This is a genomic window from Neogemmobacter tilapiae (assembly GCF_014652215.1).
Classification (GTDB): Bacteria; Pseudomonadota; Alphaproteobacteria; order Rhodobacterales; family Rhodobacteraceae; genus Neogemmobacter; species Neogemmobacter tilapiae.
The window spans coordinates 43,114-67,793 of record NZ_BMYJ01000011.1 but is presented as its reverse complement, the minus strand read 5'-3'; the positions used below and the strand labels follow the sequence as shown (position 1 = coordinate 67,793).

Annotated in this window: 20 protein-coding genes; 17 read left to right on the top strand and 3 right to left on the bottom strand. The window is 61.3% G+C overall.

The genetic code is table 11. From position 1 onward, the window contains the following. Positions 1-245 precede the first annotated feature (245 nt). On the top strand, positions 246-1,496 hold the full coding sequence (locus IE095_RS15715) for an MFS transporter (protein WP_189412796.1): 1,251 nt from the start codon (positions 246-248) through the stop codon (positions 1,494-1,496). On the opposite strand, the gene IE095_RS15710 is transcribed toward IE095_RS15715, so the two are convergent. Both IE095_RS15710 and IE095_RS15705 read right to left on the bottom strand, forming a co-directional pair. Beyond that, positions 1,469-2,476: an SDR family oxidoreductase gene (locus tag IE095_RS15710; RefSeq protein WP_189412794.1), complete on the bottom strand. Its 1,008-nt coding sequence runs from the start codon at positions 2,474-2,476 to the stop codon at positions 1,469-1,471. The two genes, IE095_RS15715 and IE095_RS15710, sit on opposite strands and share 28 nt — an antisense overlap. 63 nt (positions 2,477-2,539) lie before the next feature. Then, positions 2,540-4,138 (bottom strand): phosphoenolpyruvate carboxykinase, encoded by a 1,599-nt coding sequence (locus IE095_RS15705; RefSeq protein WP_189412792.1) that lies wholly within the window; start codon positions 4,136-4,138, stop codon positions 2,540-2,542. Positions 4,139-4,432: 294 nt separating this feature from the next. Here IE095_RS15705 and IE095_RS15700 point away from each other — a divergent pair, with 294 nt between their 5' ends. The 16 genes from IE095_RS15700 to IE095_RS15625 all read left to right on the top strand — a co-directional run bounded on the left by IE095_RS15700 (position 4,433) and on the right by IE095_RS15625 (position 22,592). After that, positions 4,433-5,134, top strand: coding sequence for a response regulator transcription factor (locus IE095_RS15700; RefSeq protein ID WP_189412790.1), 702 nt, complete (start codon positions 4,433-4,435; stop codon positions 5,132-5,134). A 9-nt stretch (positions 5,135-5,143) separates the two neighbouring features. Beyond that, positions 5,144-6,838 (top strand): sensor histidine kinase, encoded by a 1,695-nt coding sequence (locus tag IE095_RS15695; RefSeq protein ID WP_189412788.1) that lies wholly within the window; start codon positions 5,144-5,146, stop codon positions 6,836-6,838. Next, a complete protein-coding gene (locus tag IE095_RS15690; protein WP_308428909.1) occupies positions 6,835-7,254 on the top strand; it encodes an HPr kinase/phosphorylase in 420 nt (139 codons plus the stop codon). The genes IE095_RS15695 and IE095_RS15690 overlap by 4 nt, the downstream gene beginning before the upstream one ends. Positions 7,255-7,288: 34 nt before the next feature. Further along, entirely contained in the window at positions 7,289-8,212 is a 924-nt protein-coding gene (gene rapZ, locus IE095_RS15685) for an RNase adapter RapZ (RefSeq protein WP_189412900.1), read from the top strand. Positions 8,213-8,219: 7 nt separating this feature from the next. Next, positions 8,220-8,651 (top strand): PTS sugar transporter subunit IIA, encoded by a 432-nt coding sequence (locus IE095_RS15680; protein ID WP_189412786.1) that lies wholly within the window; start codon positions 8,220-8,222, stop codon positions 8,649-8,651. Beyond that, positions 8,648-8,917 carry an HPr family phosphocarrier protein gene (locus IE095_RS15675; protein WP_189412784.1) on the top strand — a complete coding sequence of 90 codons (270 nt, stop codon included), beginning with the start codon at positions 8,648-8,650 and terminating at the stop codon, positions 8,915-8,917. Before IE095_RS15680 ends, IE095_RS15675 begins: the two co-directional genes overlap by 4 nt. A gap of 39 nt (positions 8,918-8,956) precedes the next feature. Further along, a complete protein-coding gene (locus tag IE095_RS15670; protein ID WP_189412898.1) occupies positions 8,957-9,838 on the top strand; it encodes a lysophospholipid acyltransferase family protein in 882 nt (293 codons plus the stop codon). 123 nt (positions 9,839-9,961) lie between these two features. Continuing rightward, the gene (locus tag IE095_RS15665; protein WP_189412896.1) at positions 9,962-10,546 is read left to right on the top strand and encodes an ANTAR domain-containing response regulator; all 585 of its coding nucleotides are present in this window, start codon (positions 9,962-9,964) and stop codon (positions 10,544-10,546) included. Beyond that, a complete protein-coding gene (locus IE095_RS15660; RefSeq protein WP_189412782.1) occupies positions 10,543-11,700 on the top strand; it encodes a CmpA/NrtA family ABC transporter substrate-binding protein in 1,158 nt (385 codons plus the stop codon). The genes IE095_RS15665 and IE095_RS15660 overlap by 4 nt, the downstream gene beginning before the upstream one ends. A 240-nt stretch (positions 11,701-11,940) precedes the next feature. Beyond that, complete coding sequence (locus tag IE095_RS15655) at positions 11,941-13,299, top strand: CmpA/NrtA family ABC transporter substrate-binding protein (RefSeq protein ID WP_189412780.1); 1,359 nt, start codon at positions 11,941-11,943, stop codon at positions 13,297-13,299. Positions 13,300-13,383: 84 nt separating this feature from the next. Further along, positions 13,384-14,469, top strand: coding sequence for an ABC transporter permease (locus tag IE095_RS15650; RefSeq protein ID WP_189412778.1), 1,086 nt, complete (start codon positions 13,384-13,386; stop codon positions 14,467-14,469). Between the two features lie 4 nt (positions 14,470-14,473). Then, positions 14,474-16,132: an ABC transporter ATP-binding protein gene (locus tag IE095_RS15645; RefSeq protein ID WP_189412776.1), complete on the top strand. Its 1,659-nt coding sequence runs from the start codon at positions 14,474-14,476 to the stop codon at positions 16,130-16,132. Next, complete coding sequence (gene nirB / locus IE095_RS15640; protein ID WP_189412766.1) at positions 16,132-18,564, top strand: nitrite reductase large subunit NirB; 2,433 nt, start codon at positions 16,132-16,134, stop codon at positions 18,562-18,564. Before IE095_RS15645 ends, nirB begins: the two co-directional genes overlap by 1 nt. Next, positions 18,561-18,905: a nitrite reductase small subunit NirD gene (nirD, locus tag IE095_RS15635; RefSeq protein ID WP_373295418.1), complete on the top strand. Its 345-nt coding sequence runs from the start codon at positions 18,561-18,563 to the stop codon at positions 18,903-18,905. Before nirB ends, nirD begins: the two co-directional genes overlap by 4 nt. Positions 18,906-19,039: 134 nt before the next feature. Continuing rightward, positions 19,040-21,652 (top strand): nitrate reductase, encoded by a 2,613-nt coding sequence (locus IE095_RS15630; protein ID WP_268247729.1) that lies wholly within the window; start codon positions 19,040-19,042, stop codon positions 21,650-21,652. Positions 21,653-21,713: 61 nt separating this feature from the next. Then, positions 21,714-22,592 carry a 3-hydroxybutyryl-CoA dehydrogenase gene (locus IE095_RS15625; protein WP_189412763.1) on the top strand — a complete coding sequence of 293 codons (879 nt, stop codon included), beginning with the start codon at positions 21,714-21,716 and terminating at the stop codon, positions 22,590-22,592. A gap of 17 nt (positions 22,593-22,609) precedes the next feature. Here the strand turns inward: IE095_RS15625 and IE095_RS15620 are convergent, their stop codons facing one another. Beyond that, positions 22,610-24,589, bottom strand: a complete 1,980-nt coding sequence (locus tag IE095_RS15620; protein WP_189412761.1) for a potassium transporter Kup — start codon at positions 24,587-24,589, stop codon at positions 22,610-22,612. Positions 24,590-24,680 lie beyond the last annotated feature (91 nt).

Genomic DNA, 24,680 nt, shown 5'->3' with positions numbered 1-24,680 from the left:
AATAGGCTTTTATCATGCGTGTCCTTGCCCTTACTTTGTTGACACTTGCCATCGTTCGTCCGGCGGGTGGACCGGCACCCCGCCCTTTGCCGCCCGGCGAGGGGATGGACAGGGCGGCCCCGGAAGAGCGGGTTCGGCTGCTTTGTCCGCACTGCCCGCGCAAATAGCATCACTTTCCGACAGCGCATGTCGGGCGGGGAACAGCGGCGGCTTTGGCACTGTGTTCAACGTGACGCAGGTCCGACATGTTCTTCGATTTCCGATACCTTCACCTGCGACTGCGCAAGCGCCCGGCGACGCCCGGTGTGCGCTCTTTCGCAACGCTGAACGCCATCGAGGCGGTGGTCAGGGGAACGGTGCTTTCGGTCTATCCCGTCGTTTTGTATCGCGCCTTTCCAGACGCTGCGGTGGTTTCGCAGATTTATCTGGTGGTCGGGATTATCTCACTGATGGTCGGCTTGTGTATTCCCATCCTGACCAGCCTGATACCCCGGCGCTGGGCCTATAGCTTAGGCTGTGGTCTTTATTTGCTTTCGGCGTTGCTGGGTATCATCGGTGGGCCATTCGTTGCCGCGGCCTTGCTGACCAGTGCGCTGGGCGCGGCGACGGTTTTCGTCTGCCACAACGCCTATGTGCTGGACAACATCCCCAAGCCGGAGTTGAGCCGTCTGGAAACTCTGCGGCTGTTCTATGGCGGCGTCGGCTGGTCCTGCGGGCCTTTCCTCGGTGTCCTGCTCATGCAATGGGATGCCCGCGCGCCTTTTGCTATCACCGGGCTTGCGGCGATAGTGTTGTTGGCCACCTTTTGGTATCTGCGTATGGGGAATGGCCGTGTCATCGCGCGGGCCAAGGGCAAATCGCCCAATCCGCTGGCCTATCTGGGGCGGTTCTTCAGCCAGCCACGGCTGATCACAAGCTGGCTCTTCGTGGTGTTCCGTTCGGTCGGCTGGGCGGTGTTCATCGTCTATGTCGGGATTTTCGCCGTGGAAAAGGGCTTGGGTGAAAACATCGGCGGGCTGGCCACATCAATCGCCAATGCCACGCTGTTTCTGGCCCCGCTGATGCTGCGCTGGGTGAAACGGCAATCGGTGCGTTTTGCGGTGCGCACGGGATTTCTGGGGGCGGCGATCTGCTTTGCCTTGGGCACGGCGCTGGCGGCTTGGCCTTGGGCCGCTATTGCGGCGCTGATGCTGGGCACCGGCTTTCTGGTGTTGTTGGACATCAGCGGCGGCTTGCCTTTCCTGATGTCGGTCAAGCCATCGGAACGCAACGAAATGGCGGCGGTCTATTCCAGTTTCCGCGACTTTTCGGGGATCGTGTCGCCGGGTCTGGCCTGGTTGACGCTGCAATTCGCACCGCTGGATGGGGTGTTTCTGGCCTGCGGGCTGTGCCTGTTCGGCTGTTGGGTTATCGCGGGACAACTGCACCCGGAACTGGGCGTTCCGGGCGCGCAACGACAGCGCAAGGATCAGACCAGCGCGTTGTCGACCAGATAGCGCCCCGAGGCAATGACCGCGTCGCGCCCCGGTATGAAGTTCATCGCCATTTCCGAATGGGCGCGGGCGTTGTTCACCCGCTCGATCTGCCCGAGTGAGGGCAGGATCGAACGGATTTCGCTGTCGAACAGGCCCAGAATGCGCATGACGAAATGCGGGGCGATGCGCGTCGGGATTTTCCGGTTGGGGAACGTGTCTTTCAGGGCGCGGGTCATCTGGGCGAAGGTCAGGCTTTCGCCGGCACAGATATAGCGTTTGCCTGCCGTTTCGGGGCGTTGCAGGGCGCGCAGATGCATCTCGGCAACGTCGCGGACATCGACCACGGGAAAGCCCAGATCGGGAACCATCGGATCCTTGCCGCGCAGGAAACGCCGCATGACGCTGATCGAACTGCCGAAATCGCGGCCTAGGGCTGGGCCGAGGATGAAGCCGGGGTTGATGACGGTCAGGGCGATGCCTTCGCGTTCGGCGAAATCCCAAGCGGCGCGTTCGGCCTTGAGCTTGGATACGGCATAGGGTCGGGTGCCGGGGGTGGAGGGATCCAGCCAGTCGCTTTCATCATGCACACGGTGGGCATTGGTGAAAATGGCGACGATGGACGAGGTCATGACGACCCTTTGGACCCCCGCCGCCTTGGCGGCGCGCAGGATACGGAGGGTGCCGTCGACGGCGGGGCGGATCAGTTCTTCGGGGTCTTTCGGTTGGGTCAGGGGAAAGGGCGAGGCGGTGTGGACGATGGCCGCAACCCCCGTGGCGGCCTGTTCCCAGCCGTCATCGCGGGTCAGGTCGGCCTTGGCAAAGGACAGGCGGTTGATGTTTTCGGGGTTTTGCAAGGCCGCTGCAATGGCGCGGCGGGCCTCGTCGCCCTTGGCCGGATCACGCAGCGTGCCACGCACGGCATAGCCTGCGTCGAGCAGTTTGACCGCGCAATGCCGCGCTATAAAGCCGGTCACGCCGGTCAGCAGAATGGTATCGGTCATCATCGCCCCCTTATCTTTCCAATGTAAAGATAAGGGGGCGATGATCTTTGTCAACCCATAGGATCAGATGGGTGAGGCGGCGCGCACCTCGGGGGCGATATGGTCCTGATATTGGGCGAAATTGTCGATGAACATGCCGACAAGACGTTTGGCTGCGGTGTCATAGGCCAAGGGATCGGCCCATGTGCGGCGCGGGTCGAGCAGGGTGGAATCGACGCCGGGCACGGCAAGCGGCACCTCAAAACCGAAATGCGCGTCCTTGCGGAAAGCCCCTTGCGCCAAGGTTCCGTCCAAAGCCGCCGCCAGCAGGGCGCGGGTGGCTTTGATCGGCATCCTTCTCCCCGTGCCATAGGCCCCGCCGGTCCAGCCGGTGTTGACCAGCCAGCAGCTCGCACCATGATGGGCGATCTTGGATTGCAAAAGCGCACCGTATTCCTCAGGCCGCCGCGGCATGAAGGGGGCGCCGAAACACGTGGAAAAGGTTGGTTGGGGCTCGGTGACGCCGCGTTCCGTGCCCGCGACTTTTGAGGTGAAGCCCGACAGGAAATGATACATCGCCTGCGCTGGGGTGAGCCGCGCGATGGGCGGCAGAACACCAAAGGCATCGCAGGTCAACATCACGACATGCCGCGGATGGCCCGCCAGACCCGTGGCGCTGGCATTGCTGATGTAGTCCAGCGGATAGGCACAGCGGGTATTGGCGGTCAGGCTGTCATCGTCAAAGTCGATTTCCAGCGTGTCGGGGTCAAACACGGTATTTTCCACCACGGTCGCAAAGCGTTTGGTCGTGGCGTAGATCTCGGGTTCCGCCTCGGCCCGCAGGCCGATGGTCTTGGCATAGCAACCGCCTTCGAAATTGAAGATGCCGCTGTCGGACCATCCATGTTCGTCATCGCCGATCAGCACCCGGTCGGGTGCTGCCGAAAGCGTGGTCTTGCCGGTGCCGGACAGGCCGAAGAAGACGGCGGCATCATCAGGATTTCCCGGTGCATGGTTTGCCGAGCAATGCATCGGCATGACGCCTTTTTCGGGCAAAAGATAGTTCAGCACGGTGAAGACGGCCTTCTTGTTTTCCCCGGCATAGGCGGTATTTCCGATCAGGATCAGCCGCTTGTCGAAATTCAGCGCGATGACCGTTTCCGTCCGGGTGCCGTGCCGCGCGGGATCAGCCTTGAACGAGGGACAGTTCACCACTGTCCATTCTGGCGCAAAGGCTGCAAGCTCGGCCATGTCGGGGCGGCGCAACAAATGACGAATGAACAGCCCGTGCCAGGCCAGTTCCGTCACCATCCGCACACTGATCCGGTGGGCGGGGTCAGCACCGCCGAACAGATCCTGCACCACCAGCGCGCGTCCCTGCATATGCGCCTTCATGTCCGCTTCTAGCCGATCAAAGGCATCGGGCGTCATCGGGGCGTTGTTGTCCCACCAGATGGTGTTTTCGGTCGCCGCCGTCCGGACCACGAATTTGTCCTTTGGCGAACGCCCGGTGAATTGCCCGGTCGAACACAGGAATGCCCCACCTTGACCAACCCGCCCTTCGCCCCTTGCAACCGCCAATTCCATCAGCGCCGGTTCAGAAAGGTTGTAATAGACATGACCCACACCGGCAAATCCCTGGGCTTCAAGGTGGATATTCGGTTTTTGGGCTGTGTTGGTCATGGTTCCTCCCACGGGGTCAAAAAGCGGATTTCTTCGCCATGATCCCTTTAGAACCAGATTTTTCCTCAAGGAAGGCATATATTTAGTCCGTTAGCGCCAACAGATTTCCGGTTAGCGCAATCATTTTCAGTGCCGCCCCAAAGCGGTGCATTTCTGCCGCGCCTTGGGGGTGGGGCGCGTTCAAAGGGACAGCAATTGGTCGCTGATTCGCAGTTAAGTATTGATTCTTTTGGGCGGAACCCGGATCATGTTGAAAAAATGGCCTGAACGGGCCGGGCAGAGCGGGATTGGGGAATGTCACGTATCGCACTGGTTGATGATGACCGGAACATCCTGACGTCAGTGTCTATGACACTGGAAGCCGAGGGATTTGAGGTTGAGACCTACAACGACGGACAATCGGCGCTGGATGCCTTTAACCGGCGGATGCCCGATATGGCAGTCTTGGACATCAAGATGCCACGCATGGATGGGATGGATCTGTTACAACGCATCCGCCAGAAAAGCGCGATGCCGGTAATTTTCCTGACATCGAAGGATGACGAGATCGACGAGGTTCTGGGCCTGCGAATGGGCGCGGACGATTATGTCAAGAAGCCCTTCAGTCAGCGGCTTTTGGTCGAACGTATTCGTTCGCTTCTGCGCCGCCAGGACGCGATTGCCACGGGTGAGGTGGCAACGACCGAAGAGACCAAGATCATGGAGCGTGGCCAATTGCGGATGGACCCGCTGCGCCATGCTGTGACCTGGAAGGGGATGGATGTTTCCCTGACCGTGACAGAGTTTCTGTTGTTGCAGGCCCTTGCCCAGCGTCCCGGCTTTGTGAAAAGTCGGGATCAGCTGATGGATGTAGCCTATGATGATCAGGTCTATGTCGATGATAGGACCATCGACAGTCATATCAAACGCCTGCGCAAAAAGATGCGCACGGCGGATCAGGACTTCTCGGCGATCGAGACCCTTTACGGCATCGGCTATCGCTATAACGAAGAGTAACGCGCTACGATGACCGCGTCCACGCGCCTGAACCCGGTGGCCAAAAGCCGCGCCCCTCGGCGTGGCGAGGTGATTCTGGGGGAAGACTGGGTCACGCCAGATGCGCTGGCTGATCAGGAATTCAGCGCAGCGCGCAGCAAACGCAGCGTGGTGGCGCTGAACCGGTCACCACTGGCCCGCAAGATCATCCTGTTCAATCTGATGGCCTTGGTCATCATGGTCTCAGGGATTCTGTATATCAGTCCGCACCGCGATGGCCTGACCATACAGCAGGAAAAGGCTATGGTGGCCCAAGCCTGGATGACCGCGCAATTGATGTCGACCGAGGTCGGAAAACCTGGATCAACGCCGGATGGGTTGCTGGCGGATGTTCCATTGGACATCGGCACCCAGGCGTTCCTTTACAACCAATCCGGCACCATGGTCAGCGAACGCAGCGGTACCGAACGCCAAGTCTATGAAGGGGCGACAAGCGGTGCCCATACGTTGTTTGCGACCAAAGCTCTTGATGGCACATGGAGCTTTGTGTCCGGCGTTTTGTCGGCTCCGGGTCAGAAACCGCCACCCGTGGATCTGCGATCCTATGCCGATTTGGCGATGGATCCAGCGCGCCGCGGCACTCCTCAGGTGCACTCAGCCCAAGCCGCGGATGGGACTGCGGTCTTTGCTGTCGCGGTTCCCGTTCTGCGCGGTGACGAACAGGTCGGTGTTTTGGCGCTGGCCCGGCATGGCTTGGACGTCGATGCGCTGGTGAACAGCGACCGTGAACAGATCTTGCAGATGTTTCTGATCGCACTTCTTGTCTCGGTCGGTTTGTCAATTCTTTTGGCCTCGACCATCTCAAACCCGTTGTCCGACTTGGCTGCGGCGGCTGAACTGGGACGTGACCGTGACAGCCGCAAGATTTCGGCACGGGTGCGTATTCCCGATCTGACAGCCCGACCCGACGAAATCGGTCGCCTGTCGGTGGCTATGCGCGGAATGGTTGCGGCGCTTTATGACCGGATTGACTCGAACGAACAATTCGCCGCGGATGTCGCGCATGAAATCAAGAACCCCTTGGCCAGCCTCCGTTCCGCCGTGGGGACGATGCGTGTGGCCAAGCGTGATGATCAGCGCGAAAAGCTGCTGGAAGTGATCGAGCACGACGTGCGGCGCCTAGACCGATTGGTCAGCGATATATCCAACGCCTCTCGGTTGGACAGCGAACTGGTCAAGGAAGAAGAAGAACAGTTCGACCTGATGAAGACGGTGACGAACCTCGCAAGCTATCTGTCAAAAGAGGCAGGGGAAAAAGGCGTCGAATTCATCACTGACCTGCCGAAAGAGGCCATTGTTATTCGTGGGCTCGAAGGGCGCCTGGCGCAGGTTGTTGTGAACCTGATCACGAATGCGATCTCGTTCTGCGAAGATGGCGATGCCGTCCGGGTCTGGGCGCGTCGGCGCGGCAACCGTGTGCTTGTGGTGGTCGAAGATACGGGCCCCGGTATTCCTGAACAGGCGCTGACCAAGGTTTTCAAGCGCTTCTATTCCGAACGGCCCGAAGGCCAATTCGGAAACCATTCGGGTTTGGGCTTGGCCATTTCCAAACAGATTGTTGAGGCGCATGGTGGTGTGATCTGGGCCGAAAACATCCGCCCGAATGATGCCGATGTGACGACCGATCCGCTTGGTGCGCGGTTCGTCGTCGGCCTGCCGGTGTGATCCAATCCTTCCATGCCAGTTGCGTGGCTTTCGGTGCGCGCGGCCTGTTGATCCGGGGGGCCTCGGGTTCCGGCAAATCCAGTTTGGCACTGGCCATGATGGCGCGAGGGGCGGCGTTGATCGCCGATGATGTGACGCGGCTTGCAGTGCGCAACGGGCAATTGGTCGCAACCTGTCCACCGCAGGGACGCGGTTTGATCGAAGCGCGCAACATGGGCATCTTGCGCACGGCGCGGGTGCAGGATCAGACAATCCTAGCGCTGGTGGCGGATCTGGATGATGTCGAAACAGAACGCCTGCCAGTTGCACGGCATTGTGACATTTTGGGCGTGACGCTTGATCTTGTGCGCCGGATTGACGGCCCCCATTTCGCTGATGCGCTTCTGTGTTATCTTGAAGGCCAGCGCCATGCGTGACGCTGCCCTGCATGATGATTGTGCGGTTAGCCGGATGAGTGACGTCCAAATCCCGACTCCCGACCCTGCCCAGCCCGAGCTGCGGCTGGTGTTGGTCACAGGCCCATCCGGTGCGGGCCGGTCCACGGCGATTGATGCGCTGGAGGATCTGGGTCACGAGGTGATCGACAACCTGCCGCTTTCGCTGGTGCCCCGCTTGGTGGATGGCCCGCCTTTGGGTCGGCCCATCGCCTTGGGTCTGGATGTGCGCAACCGCGATTTCGACGTGACCGCACTGATCGAACTGATCGACAGCCTGACGCGCGATCCGCGTCTGACCATCGAGGTGCTGTATCTGGACGCAGCCCCGCAGGTTCTGATCCGCCGCTACAAGGAAACACGCCGGCGGCATCCCTTGGCCCGCGACGGCGATCCGGCCAGCGGGGTGGAACGCGAAATCGACCTGTTGGCACCCATCCGCGTGCGGGCCGATGTGCTGATCGACACATCCGACCTGTCGCCTCATGATCTGAAATCGGAAATTTCGCGCTGGTTCGGGCGTGGCAATACCGCCCGCATGGCGGTTTCGGTCGAAAGCTTTTCCTACAAACGGGGCATTCCCCGTGGCGTCGACATGGTTTTCGACTGTCGATTCCTCGCCAATCCGCATTGGGTGGCCGGTTTGCGCAGTTTGGATGGACGTGATTCGCGGGTTTCTTCACATCTTGAAGAGGATCCACGTTTCGCCCCATTCTTGGACCAATTGACCTCCATGTTGCTTTTTCTGCTGCCCGCCCAGCAGGATGAGGGCAAACCGCATCTCTCCATTGGCTTTGGCTGCACCGGCGGGCAACACCGTTCGGTTGCAGTTGCAGAAAAAATGGGCGATGCGCTTGCAGAAGCGGGCTGGCCGGTGTCAAAAAGGCACCGGGAGCTGGAACGGAAGGCATCGGGTGGGATGCCTCTTACATCGGGGTGATCCTGGGGTGATCGGGATAGTCATTGTCGCCCATGGCGGGCTGGCACGGGAATATCTTTCCGCTGTCGAACATGTTGTCGGCAAGCAGGAGGGTATGGCAGCCATCGCCATAGAGGACGAATGTAATCGCGGCCGAAAACAGGCCGAAATCTGCGCGGCCGCCGACAAGGTGGACCGTGGTGATGGGGTCGTCGTGGTGACCGATATGTTCGGTGGTTCACCCTCGAACCTGTCGCTTCCGGCCTGCATGGGCCAAAATAGGCGCATTCTTTATGGCGCAAATCTGCCGATGCTGATCAAGCTGACCAAGTCGCGTGACTTGAATGTGCCGGACGCTGTCGCCTTGGCCTTGGACGCCGGGCGGAAATACATCAACAGCCTGGACCTTGGGGCTGAAAACGCGATGCCAGAGCGTGTGATGCAAGGGGGCAGGGCTTGATTGAAAAGACGCTGAAGATCGTCAACGAAAAGGGGCTTCATGCCCGCGCTTCGGCGAAGTTCGTGGAATGTGTCGAAAAGTTCGATGCCCGGGCCGAAGTAACCAAGGACGGCATGTCGGTGTCGGGTGACAGCATCATGGGGCTTTTGATGTTGGCGGCCTCGCGCGGAACGACTATAGACGTCAGAACCAGCGGGGCGGATGCCGCCGGGCTGGCCGAGGCGCTGGAAACCCTAGTGGCGAACCGCTTCGGCGAAGACAATTAGGCCGCCCAAGGGCGAAAGGGTTTGCCCCAGACGATGCAGATGCACCCGACCGATACGCCCAGCACGGCACGTTTTGTCGATGATCCGGAATACCGGCCCTATGACAAGCGCAAGCTTTCCTATGCGCATACTTTCGACAGCAAGCCCAAGCAGTGGTTCATCCGCACGCTGGAATGGCTGACGGGCAAGATCACCCTGTTGCGGCGTATCCGCAAGTTCGAACATCGGGACAAGGTGGAAGGTCAGGCCTTCTGGCCGCGTGCGCTGGAAATCATGGGGATCGAGCTGCGGACCCCCGCCGAACAAATCGCCCGGATTCCCGCGACAGGCCCCTTGGTGGTCGTGTCGAACCATCCGCATGGTCTGGTCGACGGCATGGTTCTGGCCGAGATCATCGGCCGGGTGCGGACCGACTACAAGATTCTGACCCGTTCCCTGATTTCCAACATTCAGGAAGTCAGCCAGTTCATGATTCCCGTGCCCTTCCCGCATGAGGATGATGCCCTGCAAAAGGGCCTCGACATGCGGCGCGAGGCGATGGAGGTTCTGGCCAAGGGCGGGGCGATTGTCCTGTTCCCGGCAGGCGCCGTGGCCAATTCCGACGGTTGGTGGGGCCGGGCCGTGGAAAAGGAATGGAACCCCTTTACCGCCAAAATGATCCTGAAAAGCGGGGCAACAATCTTGCCGGTGTATTTTCCGGGGCAGAACAGCCGGGCCTATCAGATCGCTTGCCATGTCTCGCCCACCATCCGCCAGGGCCTGCTGGTGCATGAAATCGCCTATGCCTTGGACAAGCCGCAGGCGCCGGTAATCGGCCAGCCGATTGCGGCGGAAGAGGTGGCGAAATGGTCGTCGAACCAACGTGGTTTCATGGAATGGCTGCGGGCCGAGACGCTGGCCTTGGGGCAGGGCGGGAACTGACCTTCGCCCAAAGGTCGGGCTTCCCTGCAATCCTTTGCTCGAAATATGTGCAGTGATGAAAGTTGAATGGCTTTCCATCGGCTGCCTCTTGGCCTTTGCCGCAAAGCGGCGAATGAGGGGGCCATGCACGAAAAGCTGCGGATCATCATTGTCGAACGCGACCGCGACCGGGCGCATCTGATCGTCGACGCCCTGCGCGAGGCGGGCGATCATCAGATTACGGTCATCGGTGAGGAAAGCGGTCTGGCGCGGCGGATCGCCGACATCCGCCCGGATTTGGTGCTGATCGACATCGCCAATCCTTCGCGGGACATGCTGGAGGAATTGGCCTTGGCCTCTGGCCCGATGGAACGGGCCGTGGCGATGTTCGTCGACCGTTCGGATCAGGGCCTGACGCGCGCGGCGATTGAGGCGGGGGTCAGCGCCTATGTCGTCGATGGGCTGCGGCCGGAACGGATCAGGCCGATTCTCGATGCCGCGATTGCGCGGTTCCACATGTTCAGCCGAATGCGCAACGAATTGGCGGCGACCAAAGCGGCGCTGGAAGAGCGCAAGGTGATCGACCGGGCCAAGGGGCTGATCATGCGGGCCAAGGGCATTGGCGAAGATCAGGCCTATGCCCTGCTGCGCAAGGCGGCGATGGATCAGGGCAAACGTTTGCCGGATGTGGCGCAAGCCATCGTGACAGCGGCGGAGATTCTGGGATGACGCAGGATCGTTTGGCACTGGGGTTCATCCCCTTGGTCGATGCAGCACCCCTGATCGTGGCCGAAGAATTGGGCTTTGCCGCCGAAGAAGGGCTTTCGCTTAACCTGCGCGCGGCGGCCAGTTGGTCGATGCTGCGCGACATGTTGGACTTTGGGCAGGTGGTGGCGGCGCAGATGCTGTCGGTCGTGCCCGTGGCGCGGGCTTTGGCTTTGGGCGGGGGCACGCAGCAGCTTGAGGCGCTGATGGTCCTGTCAATGAACGGGCAGGTCTTTGGCGTTTCGGCGGAAATCGGGCAGGCCCTGGGCGACCTGCCCTTTGGCGATCCGCTGGCGGCGGGCAAGCGTCTGGCCGGGCTGGGGCGTGATCTGCGCATTGGCGTGCCCTTTCCGTTTTCCATGCATACGGAACTGCTCGATTACTGGCTGCCCCGCGCCGCGCCTGATCTCCGCTTTGCCCTGCGCACCGTGCCACCACCCCGCATGGCCGAAGCGCTGAAGGCCGGGGAAATTGATGGATTCTGTGTGGGTGAACCTTGGGGCAGCCATGCCGTCGCCTTGGCCGGGGCGCGTCTTGTGGTGTCGGGTGCGGCGATCTGGAGCCAAGCGCCAGAAAAGGTGCTGGCGACACGCGCCGGTTGGGCCGAGGAACAGCCGGATCGCGCCGGCCGTCTGATGCGGGCCGTGTGGCGGGCGGGGCGTTGGGCGGCGACGCCGCAAAACCGCACGACACTGGCCGAACTGCTGGCGCGGCCCGAATATCTGAACGTCGCCCCCGATCTGATCGACCGGGCGCTGACCGGGCGTTTGCTGGTGAACAGCGCAGGCCCTGAAATCGAAGCGCCCCAATTCCAAAGTTTTGATCAGGGTGCCGCCAGCTTCCCTTGGCGTTCGCAGGCGGCTTGGATCGCCGACCGACTGGCCCAACGCTACGGCCTTCGTCTGGCTGATGCCCACAATCGCGCAAGGGCCACCTTTCGCAGCGATCTTTACCGTCTGCATCTGGGCCCGGCGGGGGCCGCCCTGCCGCGCAGCTCGGAAAAGGCCGAAGGTGTCTTGAACCAATCGGAAACCGTGCCGGGTGTGACCACAACCTTGATTCTGCCGCGTAACCGTTTCTTTGACGGCCAGATTTTCGACCCGGCTGATCCATTGTGATGAAAAAAGCGGCACATCTTGCCGCAATGCAGCATCGCCAGTTGCAAACGGTATAAAAACCGCTGTCCCCCATTGACCGGAACCGCCGCCAAACGGCATCCTGAAAGCAAGACGAAGCAATGGCGCTTCGTTCTCCCCGAAAGTCCGGGACGACAGGCAAGGCCGCCTGACCCACGTTTCACCCCTTGGTGCAGCGCGTGTCATCGGCCTTTTTTCGCATTTTTGGACAGGAACCCACGCATGATCCGCAAGGCACTTCTACTCTCGGTCGCGCTTTTGGCCCATCCGGCCTTTGCCGAAACCCCCGGTATCGAAAAAGAAGAACTGACGCTGGGCTTCATCAAACTGACGGATATGGCCCCGCTGGCGATTGCCAAGGAAAAGGGCTTTTTCGAAGACGAAGGCCTGTATGTGACGCTGGAAGCGCAGTCGAACTGGAAGGTTCTGCTGGACCGCGTTCTAGCGGGCGAAATTGATGGCGCGCATATGCTGGCCGGGCAACCCATCGCCTCGACCATCGGTTATGGCACCAAAGGCGCGGTGGTGACGCCGTTTTCGATGGACCTGAACGGCAATGCCATCACCGTGTCGAACGCGGTCTGGGAAATCATGAAGCCGGGGCTGCAACTTGATGCGGATGGTAAACCCGTTCATCCGATTTCCGCTGCCGCCCTAAAACCCGTGATCGAGGCCTATGCCGCCGAGGGCAAGCCCTTCAATCTGGGCATGGTCTTCCCGGTTTCGACCCACAATTACGAACTGCGCTATTGGCTGGCGGCTGGCGGCATCAACCCCGGCCTTTACAGTGCCGATGATGTCTCGGGCCAGATCGGCGGCGATGTGCTGATTTCGGTGACCCCGCCGCCGCAGATGCCCGCCACGATGGAGGCTGGCACGATTGACGGCTATTCCGTGGGCGAACCTTGGAACCAGGCCGCCGTGGCCAAGGGCATCGGCGTTCCGGTGATCACCGACTATGACATCTGGAAGAACAACCCGGAAAAAGTCTTTGGCGTGACCGAGGCTTTCGCGACCGAAAACCCGAACACGACGCTGGCGATCACCAAGGCGCTGATCCGCGCGGCGATCTGGCTGGACGAAGGTGACAACGCGAACCGGGCCGAGGCGGTCGAGATCCTGTCGCGCCCGGAATATGTGGGGGCGGATGCCGCTGTTATCGCCAATTCGATGACGGGGACGTTTGAATACGAAAAAGGCGACAAGCGCGAAGCGGCGGATTTCAACGTCTTCTTCCGCTATAACGCGACCTTCCCCTATTATTCGGATGCAGTCTGGTATCTGACTCAGATGCGCCGCTGGGGGCAGATTGGCGAAGCGCAGACCGATGCTTGGTATGATGAACAAGCGAAAAAGGTCTACAAGCCCGACATCTATAAAGCCGCGGCCGAGGCCTTGATTGCCGACGGTCTGGCAACGCCCGAGATGTTCGATTTCGACGCCGATGGCTACCGCGATCCGGTCAGCGATTTCATCGACGGTGTGGCCTATGACGGTACGAAACCCAACGCTTATATCGACAGCCTGACGCTGGGCCTGAAGGGCACACAAACGGTTGTCGGTGGCGAAGTCACCAACTGAAACCTCCCATAACCCCGCGCAAAGCCAGGTAACAGACCACCTTGCGCGGGAAATCGAGCCGTCAAAGACGCAAGGACCAAGCCCATGACCGCGATTGACCCGACCCAGCTTCCGCCCGCGCAGGCCCGTGAGGCTGCCCGCACCCGGCGCTTTGCCCGGATCACCAAGATGGATGCTTGGTTCAAGGTTCTGGGCCTTCCATGGCTGACGCCGATCCTGCGTCTGGTGGCGGGCGATACCCCGCGCAGCCAGTTCAAGGATATCTGGCGCTTGCTGGGTGTGCCCTTACTGGCCATTGCGATTTTTCTGGGCGCTTGGGCTTGGGCCGCGCCCAAGGTGCAAACCTCGCTTGGGGCGATCCCCGGCCCGGCAGCAGTTTGGGAACAAGCGGTTGGTCTGCATCAGGCCGCTGCGGCGGAACGCGTGAAAGAGGCGGAATTCTACGCCAAGCAAGAAGAAAAGAACGCCGCCCTGATCGCCGAGGGTCAGTCGGACAAGGTGAAAACCCGCGCCTATACTGGTAAGCCGACCTATTATCAGCAAATCTGGACCTCGATCAAAACCGTCTTTACCGGCTTTTTGATCGCCACCGCCGTGGCCGTTCCCTTGGGCATCATCGCGGGGCTTTCGCCCACCACCAATGCGGCCATCAACCCGCTGGTGCAGATCTTCAAACCCGTCTCGCCCTTGGCTTGGCTGCCCATCGTTACCATGGTTGTCTCGGCCCTTTACGCAGGCGGTGATGACGGTGTTCCGAAATCCTTTCTGATTTCCGCCATCACCGTGACCCTGTGTTCGCTCTGGCCCACGCTGATCAACACAGCCCTTGGCGTGGCCAGCATTGACAAAGACCTGATCAGCGTCGGCCGCGTGTTGAAGCTGTCGCCCTGGGCCAAGATCACCAAACTGGTGCTTCCGTCCGCCCTGCCATTGATCTTTACCGGGCTGCGGCTTTCGCTGGGCGTGGGCTGGATGGTGCTGATTGCCGCTGAAATGCTGTCGCAGAACCCCGGCTTGGGCAAGTTCGTCTGGGACGAATTCCAGAACGGGTCCTCGGACAGTCTTGCCAAGATCATGGTCGCCGTTCTGACCATCGGGATCATCGGCTTTGCGCTGGACCGGGTGATGTTCACGCTGCAATCGCTGTTCACCTTCAGCGCGAACCGGTGACGCCATGCTGGAATTTCACAATGTCAGCAAAGGCTTTGGCGAAGGCGACGACCGGCACGAGGTTCTGCGGAACCTGAGCCTTAAGGTCGAGGATGGCGAGTTTCTGGCGATCCTGGGCTTTTCGGGCACCGGCAAGACGACGCTGATCAACCTGATGGCCGGGCTGGCCGTCCCGGACAAGGGCGAGGTTCTGTTCAAAGGCGCGCCGGTGACGGGGCCGGGGCCAGAGCGGGGGCTGGTGTTCCAATCCTATTCGCTGATGCCTTGGCTGACTGTGGCGGGAAACATCGGGCTGGCCGTCGATGCCGTCCATGGCAAGCTGTCCAAAGCCGACCGGGCCGCAAAGGTGGCGAAATACATCGCGATGGTGGGTCTTTCCCATGCTGCCGACCGTCGGCCTTCGGAACTGTCGGGCGGCATGCGCCAGCGGGTTTCTGTCGCCCGCGCCCTGGCGATGGAGCCGCAGGTTCTGCTGATGGACGAACCCTTGTCGGCCCTGGATGCGCTGACCCGCGCCAATCTGGCCGATGAGATCGAAGCGATCTGGTCGGCCGAGAAAAAGACAGTCGTTCTGATCACGAATGATGTGGACGAGGCCCTTGTTCTGGCCGACCGCATTCTGTGCCTGAACCCGGATGGAACCTTGGGTCAGGAATTCAAGGTCGGGCTGGCCCGTCCGCGCGACCGTTCGGCCCTGAACGATGACGCGGTGTTCAAGGAACTGCGCGCCGATGTGACGGCCTATCTGATGGACGTGGGGATTGCGTCCAAGCTGCCGGAAACCCGGTTGCTGCCGAACGTGACACCGCGCCATGCGCTTTTGCCAAACGCCTATGCCGAAGCGGCGAAATCGGCGACGGACGACCGCTATCTGCAATATTCGCAACTGCACAAGATTTACGACACGCCCAAAGGGCCGCTGACGGTGGTCGAGGACTTTAACCTGACCCTGAAGAAAGGCGAATTCGTCAGCCTGATCGGCCATTCGGGTTGCGGGAAATCCACCGTGCTGACGATGACGGCGGGGCTGAATTCGATCAGCAAAGGCGCGATCAAGCTGGACGGCTACCATGTGCAGGGGGCCGACCCCGAGCGCGCCGTGGTGTTCCAGTCGCCGAACCTGTTCCCATGGCTCACCGCCAAGGAAAACGTCTCTATCGGGGTGGACCGGGTTTATCCCAAAGCCAGCCGCGCCGAACGGCAGGATGTGGTGGAATATTATCTGGAGCGCGTGGGTCTGGGCGATGCGATGGACCAACAAGCCAGCGCCATGTCGAACGGGATGCGGCAGCGTGTGGGCATTGCCCGCGCCTTTGCCCTGTCGCCGAAACTGCTGCTGCTGGATGAACCCTTTGGCATGCTGGACAGCCTGACCCGCTGGGAGCTGCAAGAAGTTCTGATGGAGGTCTGGAGCCGGACCAAGGTCACAGCCGTTTGCGTGACCCATGACGTGGACGAGGCGATCTTGCTGGCCGACCGTGTGGTGATGATGACCAACGGCCCGCGCGCCACCATCGGCAAGATTACCGAAGTGAAACTGCCACGCCCCCGCACACGCAAAGCTTTGCTGGAGCACCCGGATTACTGGACCTATCGGGCCGAAATCCTGGGTTTCCTAGAAGAATACGAACACGGCGCGCACAAAAAGAAGGATGCAGCCTGATGAAACAGAACCTCGTCGTCATCGGCGCTGGCATGGCCTCGGGCCGGATGCTGGAAAACCTGCTGGACGCTGCCCCCGACGCTTTCAACGTCACCCTGTTCAACGGCGAACCGCGCGGGAATTACAACCGGCTGATGCTTTCGCCGGTGCTTTCGGGCGAAAAGACCTACGCCGAAATCATCACCCATGATGATGCTTGGTATGCCGAACGGGGCGTGAACTGCCGTTTCGGGGAACATGTGACCAAGATCGACCGGGAACGGAAGGTCGTTGTCGGCAAGAACGGCGAAGTGCCTTACGACAAGCTGGTCATCGCCACGGGTTCCGCCCCTTTCATCATTCCGGTAGCGGGCAAGGAATTGCCGGGCGTCGTGACCTACCGCGATCTGGAAGACACCAATGCGATGATCGACGTTTCGATCAAGCCGGGGGCGAATGCTGTCGTGATCGGCGGCGGTCTTCTGGGGCTTGAAGCGGCGGCGGGGATGCAGATGCGGGGGGCGAAAGTCACCGTCATCCACATCGCAGGCCATCTGATGGAACGCCAGCTTGACCCGGCAGCGGGCTATCTACTGCAAAAGGCTTTGCAGGATCGAGGGATCACGATCCACTGCAAGGGGGCGACGAAGGCTATTCTGGGCAAGGACCGCGTCGAGGCGGTGCTGTTGGAAGACGGCACCGTCTACCCGGCCGATCTGGTCTGCATGGCCGTCGGCATCCGCCCGGAAATTCGCATTGCGACCGATGCCCATCTTGAGGTGGGCCGGGGCGTCGTGGTCAACGACCAGATGCAAACCAGTGACCCGGATATCTTTGCGCTGGGCGAGTGCGTGGAACACAACAAGCAGGTGTTCGGTCTGGTCGCCCCCCTGTATGATCAGGCGAAAGTTCTGGCTGCGACCCTGCGCGCCGAACCGGCCGCCTTCCGTCCGGTGCAGACGGCGACCAAGCTGAAGGTCACAGGTTGCGATCTGTTCAGCGCGGGCGATTTTGCCGAAGGTCCGGGGCGCGAAGACATTGTTCTGCGCGATCCCGCACGCGGCCAATACAAACGCCTGATCATCGAAGGCGACAAGCTGATTGGCGCCGTGATGTATGGTGATACCGCCGATGGCAGCTGGTTCTTTGGCCTGATCAAGGACGGCACCGACATCACCGACATGCGCGAGACACTGATCTTTGGGCCTTCTTTCGCCGGGGGGGCCAAAGCGGACCCTATGGCGGCCGTTGCAGCATTGCCGCCTGAGGCGGAGATTTGCGGCTGCAACGGCGTGTGCAAAGGCAAAATCGTCGATGCGGTGCTGGGCGGGGCGAACACGCTTGATCTGGTCCGCGCCCAGACCAAGGCGAGTGCGTCCTGCGGCACCTGCACGGGGCTGGTCGAACAGGTGATGGCGGTGACGCTGGGCGGCGACTTTGTCGCCAACGCCAACCCGCCGATGTGCAAATGCACCGACCACACGCATGAAGATGTGCGCCGTCTGATCAAGGCCAAGGGTCTGAAATCCATTCCCGCCGTCATGCAGGAACTGGGCTGGAAAACGGTGGGGGGGTGCGCCTCGTGCCGTCCGGCGCTGAACTATTACCTGCTGGCCGACTGGCCATTGGATTACACCGACGACCGCCAGTCGCGTTTCGTGAACGAACGCAACCACGGCAACATCCAGAAAGACGGCACTTATTCTGTCGTCCCGCGCATGTGGGGGGGCGTCACAACCCCCGCCGAACTGCGCGCCATTGCCGATGCCGCTGACAAATACGCCGTGCCGATGGTCAAGGTGACGGGCGGCCAGCGGATCGACCTTCTGGGCGTCAAAAAAGAAGACCTTCCCGCCATCTGGTCCGATCTGAACGATGCGGGGATGGTGTCGGGCCATGCCTATTCCAAGGGCCTGCGCACGGTGAAAACCTGTGTCGGTTCGGAATTCTGCCGCTTTGGCACGCAGGACAGCACGGGTCTGGGCATCAAGCTGGAAAAGCTGCTCTGGGGTTCCTGGACACCTGCCAAGGTGAAACTGGCCGTCTCGGGTTGCCCAAGGAACTGCGCCGAGGCCACGTGCAAGGACATCGGCATCGTCTGCGTGGATAGTGGCTATGAAATCAGCGTCGCGGGGGCGGCGGGGATGGATGTGAAGGAAACCGAATTCCTGTGCAAAGTCGCAACCGAGGCCGAGGTGGAAGAGGTCGTCGCCGCCTTTGTCCAGCTTTACCGCGAAAACAGCCGCTATCTGCACCGTATCTACAAATGGGTGGCCAAGGTGGGGCTGGAATGGTGCAAGGAACAGATCGCCGATCTGGAAAACCGCCGCGCGCTTTATGACCGCTTCATGCTCAGCCAATCGGTCTATCAGGTCGATCCTTGGGCGGAACTGGCGGCGGATGCCAGGAAATGGGCCCCGATGGCCGATCTGACGCTGGAGGCCGCGGAATGAACATGATGACCGAAAACTGGATCGACATCGGCGCTTTGGACGACATCCCGCGCCAGGGCGCGCGGCTGGTGAAAACCGCGCGCGGCTGCGTGGCGGTGTTTCGCGCCGCCGATGACCATGTCTTTGCGCTGGACGACCGCTGTCCCCACAAGGGCGGCCCGCTCAGCGAGGGCATCGTGCATGGCCATTCGGTGACCTGCCCGCTGCATTCCTGGGTCTTTGACATGAACACGGGCGTGGCCCAAGGGGCCGATGTGGGCCAGGTCGGCACCTATGCCGCCCGCGTCGATCAGGGCCGCGTGTTGCTGTCCACCGCCGTTCTGGACCGGAGCGCGGCATGACCAAGCCCCCCCTCCCATCCTCCCCCACAAAGGGGGGAGGGGCCGCGTCGCGCCCTTTGTCACCTTTGCACACCGATGGAATAGGGCACCCCCCCTCCCCCCTCGTGGGGGAGGGCCGGGGAGGGGGGGAACCCATCACAACCCGCACCACCTGCCCCTATTGCGGGGTGGGTTGCGGCGTCCTGGTCCAGCGCCAAGGCGATCAGGTCAGCATCAAGGGCGACCCGGATCATCCCGCCAACTTTGGCCGCCTGTGTTCCAAAGGTTCGGCCTTGGCCGAAACCATCGGGGCCGAGGGGCGGCTTTTGCATCCCACGGTCAGCGGCATCAAAGCCGACTGGGACGAGGCCTTGGGTCTGGTCGCCCGTCGTTTCAAGGAAACCATCGCCAAACACGGGCCGGATTCAGTGGCTTTGTATGTTTCCGGCCAGCTTTTGACCGAAGATTACTATGTGGCGAACAAGCTGATGAAAGGTTTCATCGGTTCCGCCAACATTGACACCAATTCCCGGCTTTGCATGGCCTCCTCTGTTGCAGGCCACCGCCGCGCCTTTGGCACCGATACCGTGCCGGGGCTGTATGAAGACCTTGAACTTGCCGATCTGGTGGTTCTGGTCGGTTCCAACCTCGCCTGGTGTCATCCCGTCATTTACCAACGCCTTGCCGCCGCTAAGGCGGAGCGGCCCGCAATGAAGATCGTCGTTATCGACCCTCGTCGCACTGCCACCTGCGATATCGCCGACCTGCATCTGGCCCTTGCCCCCGGCGCTGATGCCGCCCTGTTCAACGCTCTTCTGGTCGCCATTGCCGACCAAGGCTTGACCGATCCCGCATTCCTGAACCATGTCACCGGCTTTGAAGCCGCTCTTGCCGCCGCCCGGCAAGACAGCGACACAGGCCTTTCCCCCGCCGATCTTGCTCGTTTCATCCAGCTTTGGACCAGCACCGAAAAGGTCGTCACCGTCTATTCCCAAGGCATCAACCAATCCGCCACCGGCAGCGACAAGGTCAATGCCATCCTCAATTGCCATCTGGCGACGGGCCGTATCGGCCAGCCCGGCATGGGGCCTTTCAGCATGACGGGTCAGCCCAACGCCATGGGCGGGCGCGAGGTGGGCGGTCTGGCCAATATGCTCGCCTGCCATCTGAACATCGAAGAACCCACCCACCGCGATGCCGTGCAGGGCTTCTGGGCCAGCCCCACCATGGCCGACAAGCCGGGGCTGAAAGCCGTCGACCTGTTCAACGCGGTTGAAGACGGTCGTATCAAGGCACTCTGGATCATGTGCACCAATCCCGTGGTGTCCATGCCCGAAGCGGATCGCGTGGCGCGCGCCATTGCAGGCTGCGATTTCGTCGTGGTCAGCGACATGATGGCCGAAACCGATACCACCCGGCTGGCGCATGTTCTGCTGCCCGCCACCGGTTGGGGCGAAAAGGACGGCACCGTCACCAATTCCGAACGCCGCATCAGCCGCCAGCGGCCCTTTCGCGCCCCGATGGGGCAGGCACGGGGCGATTGGGCGATCATCGCGGATGTGGCAAAGCGCATGGGTTTTCTGGGCTTTGACTGGACGGGCCCCGATCAGGTTTTCGCGGAATATGCCGCGCTTTCGGGCGTTGCGGGCCAGTTGGGCAGCGATTTCGACATTTCCGACTATGCCGCCACCGACCGCGCCGCATATGACGCGCTGACCCCCTTTCTCTGGCCCGCCAACCCCCGCCAGCAGGGCGGCCGCTTCTTTGCCAAGGGGCGCTTTCACACCCCTGATGCCAAGGCTCGGATGCTGGCCATTGTGCCCAAAGCCCCGCAAGGGGTGACCCAAGAACACACCTTCCGCCTGAACACGGGCCGCGTCCGCGATCACTGGCACACGATGTCGCGCACCGGGCTTTCGCCTAGGCTCTCGCAGCATATTGCCGAGCCTTTTCTGGAAATTCATCCCAAGGATGCCCAAAGCCTTGGCCTTGAACCTGCGAGCCTTGCGCATGTGTCGAACGCCCATGGCACCGCCATTCTGCGGGTTCTCGTCACCGACCGCGTCGCCCCCGGCCATCCCTTTGCCCCCATCCACTGGACAGGCGAAACCGCCCCCACGGGCCGGGTTGATGTGCTGGTGCCGTCGATCGTCGATCCCATTTCCGGTCAGCCCGACAGCAAAAGCGCCCCCGTCGCCATTCGCCCCTATGCGGCGGGCTGGTATGGTTTTGCGGTCAGCGCGACCCCATTCCGCCCCGACACGCCCTATTGGGCGCGGGCCACACTGGGCACGGGAATGCGCGCCGAACTGGCGGGGGAAACCGACCCCGAGGATTGGCAGGCCTTTGCCCGTGGCCTTTTCAACCTTGGCCCCGATGTGCAGGTTCTGGCCTATGCCGACAATCGCCGGGGGCAGCACCGTCTGGCCTTTGTCCAGAATGGCAAGCTGCTGGCCGCGCTTTTCATCGCCCGTGAACCTGTTGCCGTCGCCCGTGACTATCTGTCCGGTCTTTTGGGCCAGACGGCAGGGATGGAAACCCTTTCCGGCCAGCCGGGGGCGGACAAGCCCGACAATGGCGCTATCGTCTGTTCCTGCTTTGGTGTCGGCGTCAACACCATCGCCCGCGCTATTGTCGAGGAAGGCTGTCTGACGCTGGACGCGCTGGGTGCGGCTCTAAAAGCTGGCACCAACTGCGGTTCCTGTCGGCCCGAGCTAAAAGGCCTGATCACCCGCTTTGCCATTCCCGAACGCCAGGCCGCCGAATAGGCGCATTGCCTTTCCGCCCAAGCCCGCCCTATGCTGCCGCAGCGCGGCATAGGGGGCAATCATGGCAGAGATCAAAGCAGTGGGCGTCATCGGCGCAGGCCAGATGGGCAGCGGCATCGCCCATGTCTTTGCCATGGCGGGCTATGATGTTGTCCTGACGGACGTCAAGGCCGAGGCTTTGCAAAAGGCGGTTGAACTGATCGGCAAAAACATCGACCGACAGGTCGCCAAGGGCAGAACGACCGAGGCGGAAAAGGCCGAAGCCCTATCGCGCATCAAGACCACGACCAGCTTGGCCGATCTGGGCCAATGCGATCTGGTGATCGAGGCCGCCACCGAAAAGGAAGCGGTTAAGGTTGCGATCTTTAACGACCTTCTGCCGCATCTGAAACCGGAAACCATTCTGACGACGAACACTTCATCGATTTCCATCACCCGATTGGCCAGCGGCACCGACCGGCCCGAAAAATTCATGGGCCTGCATTTCATGAACCCGGTCCCGGTGATGCAACTGGTCGAACTGATCCGGGGCATTGCCACGGATGACGACACCTATCAAACTCTGGTCGCCGTTGTGGCCCGCCTTGGCAAAACCTCGGCCACGGCCGAGGATTTCCCGGCCTTCATCGTGAATCGCGTGCTGATCCCGATGATCAACGAAGCGGTCTATGTGCTGTTCGAAGGCGTGGGCACGGTCGAATCCATCGACGCCAGCATGAAACTGGGCGCGAACCATCCGATGGGGCCGCTGGAACTGGCCGATTTCATCGGGCTGGATACCTGCTTGGCGATTATGAACGTCCTGCACGAAGGGCTGGCCGATACGAAATACCGCCCCTGCCCCCTGCTCACGAAATATGTCGAGGCTGGCTGGCTGGGCCGCAAGACAAAACGGGGCTTTTACGACTATCGCGGCGAAAAGCCGGTGCCGACCCGTTAGGGTCGGCACGCCAAGGCCTAGACCTTCACCTGTTCGCCCATTTCCACAACCCGCACGCGGGGCAGGTGGAAATAATCGGTCGGATCTGCGGCCATGCGGGCCAGTTGGGCGTAAAGGCTGTCCAGAAAGCGCGGCAGGCCAAAATCCTTGTCTACTACAGGCCGTTTGCGCCCCAGGAAAAAGCTGGATGTCATCACGTCAAACTTCAACCCGGCCCGCCGGGCCTTGGGCAGGGCCCGCGACACGTTCGGCGTTTCCATGAAACCGAAACGCAGGGTCAGCCGGCTGAAACGTTCGTGCAGGGCCTGCCATTCCACCCTTTCCTCGGGTTCGGCCACCGGCACCCGCAGGGTTTCGACCGTCAGAAAGACGTTCTGGCTGTGGAGAACCCGGTTGTGCTTCAGATTGTGCAGCAGCGCCGAAGGCACCACCGTCGGATCCGCCGTCAGATAAAAGGCGGTGCCCGGGATCACATGCACCGAACTGCCCTGCATGGATTTCACGAAACCTTCCAGCGCCACGCTTTGCTGGTGCACCCGCGCCAGAATGAACTGCGTCCCCCGCCACCAAGCCCACATGATCAACCCGATGCAAAGCGCCAGAAACACGGGGATATAGCCGCCATCGACGATCTTGGTCAGGTTCGACGCCAGAAACGCCACCTCCAGCGCCAAAATCGGCAGCGCCATCGCCAGCGTCCAGAACAGCGACAGCCGCCCCGAACGCACCAGATAAATGATCGCCAGAATCGTGGTCACGACCATCGTCCCCGTCACCGAAATCCCATAGGCCGAGGCTAGGGCAGACGAGGTGTCAAAGGTCAGCACCAGCCAGACAACCCCCAGCAAAAGCATCCAGTTGATGCTGGCGATATAGATCTGCCCGCTTTGCCCGTGCGAGGTGTGCCGCACCGTCATGCGCGGCAGCAGCCCCAGTTGCATCGCGGCCTGCACCATCGAAAAGGCCCCGGTGATCACCGCCTGCGAGGCGATGACGGTGGCAATCGTCGCCAGCAACACAAGAAAGGGCAGCAGGCCTTCGCTGATCTGCAAAAAGAACGGATCGCTGATCGTTTCGGGCCGGGCCATGACCAAGGCCCCCTGTCCCAGATAGTTCAGCACCAGCGCCGGAAAGACCAGAAGGAACCAGGCCAGCGCAATCGGCTTGCGCCCGAAATGGCCCAGGTCGGCATAAAGCGCCTCGGCCCCCGTGACCGCCAGAAACACCGCCCCCAGCACGATGAAGGCGACCCCGCTGTGTTCGATCAGAAATTGCCCGGCCCAGATCGGGTTAAAGGCGTTCAGAACATCGGGATTGGCCGCCATGTTCCACAGGCCCAGCCCCGCCAGCGTCAGGAACCAGACCGCCGTGATCGGGCCGAAGGCCAGTGAAATGCTGGCCGTCCCGTGCTTTTGCACAAAGAACAGCGCCAACAGGATGCCCAGCGTCACCGGCACCACCCAATGTTCCAGATCGGGCAGGACAAGCCCCGCCCCCTCGACCGCCGACAGCACGGAAATGGCGGGGGTGATGATCGCATCCCCCGCAAACAGCGCCGCCCCGGCAATGCCCAGCAGCAGCACGGGGATCGACCGTTTGCCGATGGCCAGTCGCGCCAGCGTGTAAAGCGTCAGGATGCCGCCCTCGCCCTTGTTGTCCAGCCGCAGCAGGAACAAGACATATTTCAGCGTCACGATCAGGATCAGCGTCCAGATCAGCAGCGATAGGATGCCCAGCACCTCGGCCCGCACCAAGCCATCACCCGCCAAGGGCCGCACCGCTTCGCGGAAGGCATAGATCGGGCTGGTGCCGATATCGCCGTAAACCACGCCCACAGCGCCCAGCGTCAAGGCCGCCAGCCCCTGTTTGCGGACATGGCCGAAATCGGTGTCGGGCCCTTCCTTCAGAATGCCCGAAATGTCCAGCGTGTCATCCACGCCGTCGGCCCGGGCTTCCGGCCCGGACACAGGGCCCAGCGGGCCCGAAAGATCTGTCATGATTGGGTTTGCCTTTTTGCAAAGCGCAGGGGCCTTGGGGGCCAAACGGGCGCATTTGCGTGTTGAACCGTGCCTGGTTCTGGGATGCTCC

Coding starts and splice junctions, on each gene's coding strand:
- IE095_RS15710 (WP_189412794.1), bottom strand. CDS start 2,476: ATGACCGATACCATTCTGCTGACCGGCGTGACCGGCTTTATAGCGCGG.
- IE095_RS15665 (WP_189412896.1), top strand. CDS start 9,962: ATGCACGAAAAGCTGCGGATCATCATTGTCGAACGCGACCGCGACCGG.
- IE095_RS15660 (WP_189412782.1), top strand. CDS start 10,543: ATGACGCAGGATCGTTTGGCACTGGGGTTCATCCCCTTGGTCGATGCA.
- IE095_RS15715 (WP_189412796.1), top strand. CDS start 246: ATGTTCTTCGATTTCCGATACCTTCACCTGCGACTGCGCAAGCGCCCG.
- IE095_RS15655 (WP_189412780.1), top strand. CDS start 11,941: ATGATCCGCAAGGCACTTCTACTCTCGGTCGCGCTTTTGGCCCATCCG.
- nirB (WP_189412766.1), top strand. CDS start 16,132: ATGAAACAGAACCTCGTCGTCATCGGCGCTGGCATGGCCTCGGGCCGG.
- IE095_RS15650 (WP_189412778.1), top strand. CDS start 13,384: ATGACCGCGATTGACCCGACCCAGCTTCCGCCCGCGCAGGCCCGTGAG.
- IE095_RS15620 (WP_189412761.1), bottom strand. CDS start 24,589: ATGACAGATCTTTCGGGCCCGCTGGGCCCTGTGTCCGGGCCGGAAGCC.
- IE095_RS15670 (WP_189412898.1), top strand. CDS start 8,957: ATGCACCCGACCGATACGCCCAGCACGGCACGTTTTGTCGATGATCCG.
- IE095_RS15625 (WP_189412763.1), top strand. CDS start 21,714: ATGGCAGAGATCAAAGCAGTGGGCGTCATCGGCGCAGGCCAGATGGGC.
- nirD (WP_373295418.1), top strand. CDS start 18,561: ATGAACATGATGACCGAAAACTGGATCGACATCGGCGCTTTGGACGAC.
- IE095_RS15695 (WP_189412788.1), top strand. CDS start 5,144: ATGACCGCGTCCACGCGCCTGAACCCGGTGGCCAAAAGCCGCGCCCCT.
- IE095_RS15645 (WP_189412776.1), top strand. CDS start 14,474: ATGCTGGAATTTCACAATGTCAGCAAAGGCTTTGGCGAAGGCGACGAC.
- IE095_RS15700 (WP_189412790.1), top strand. CDS start 4,433: ATGTCACGTATCGCACTGGTTGATGATGACCGGAACATCCTGACGTCA.
- rapZ (WP_189412900.1), top strand. CDS start 7,289: ATGAGTGACGTCCAAATCCCGACTCCCGACCCTGCCCAGCCCGAGCTG.
- IE095_RS15705 (WP_189412792.1), bottom strand. CDS start 4,138: ATGACCAACACAGCCCAAAAACCGAATATCCACCTTGAAGCCCAGGGA.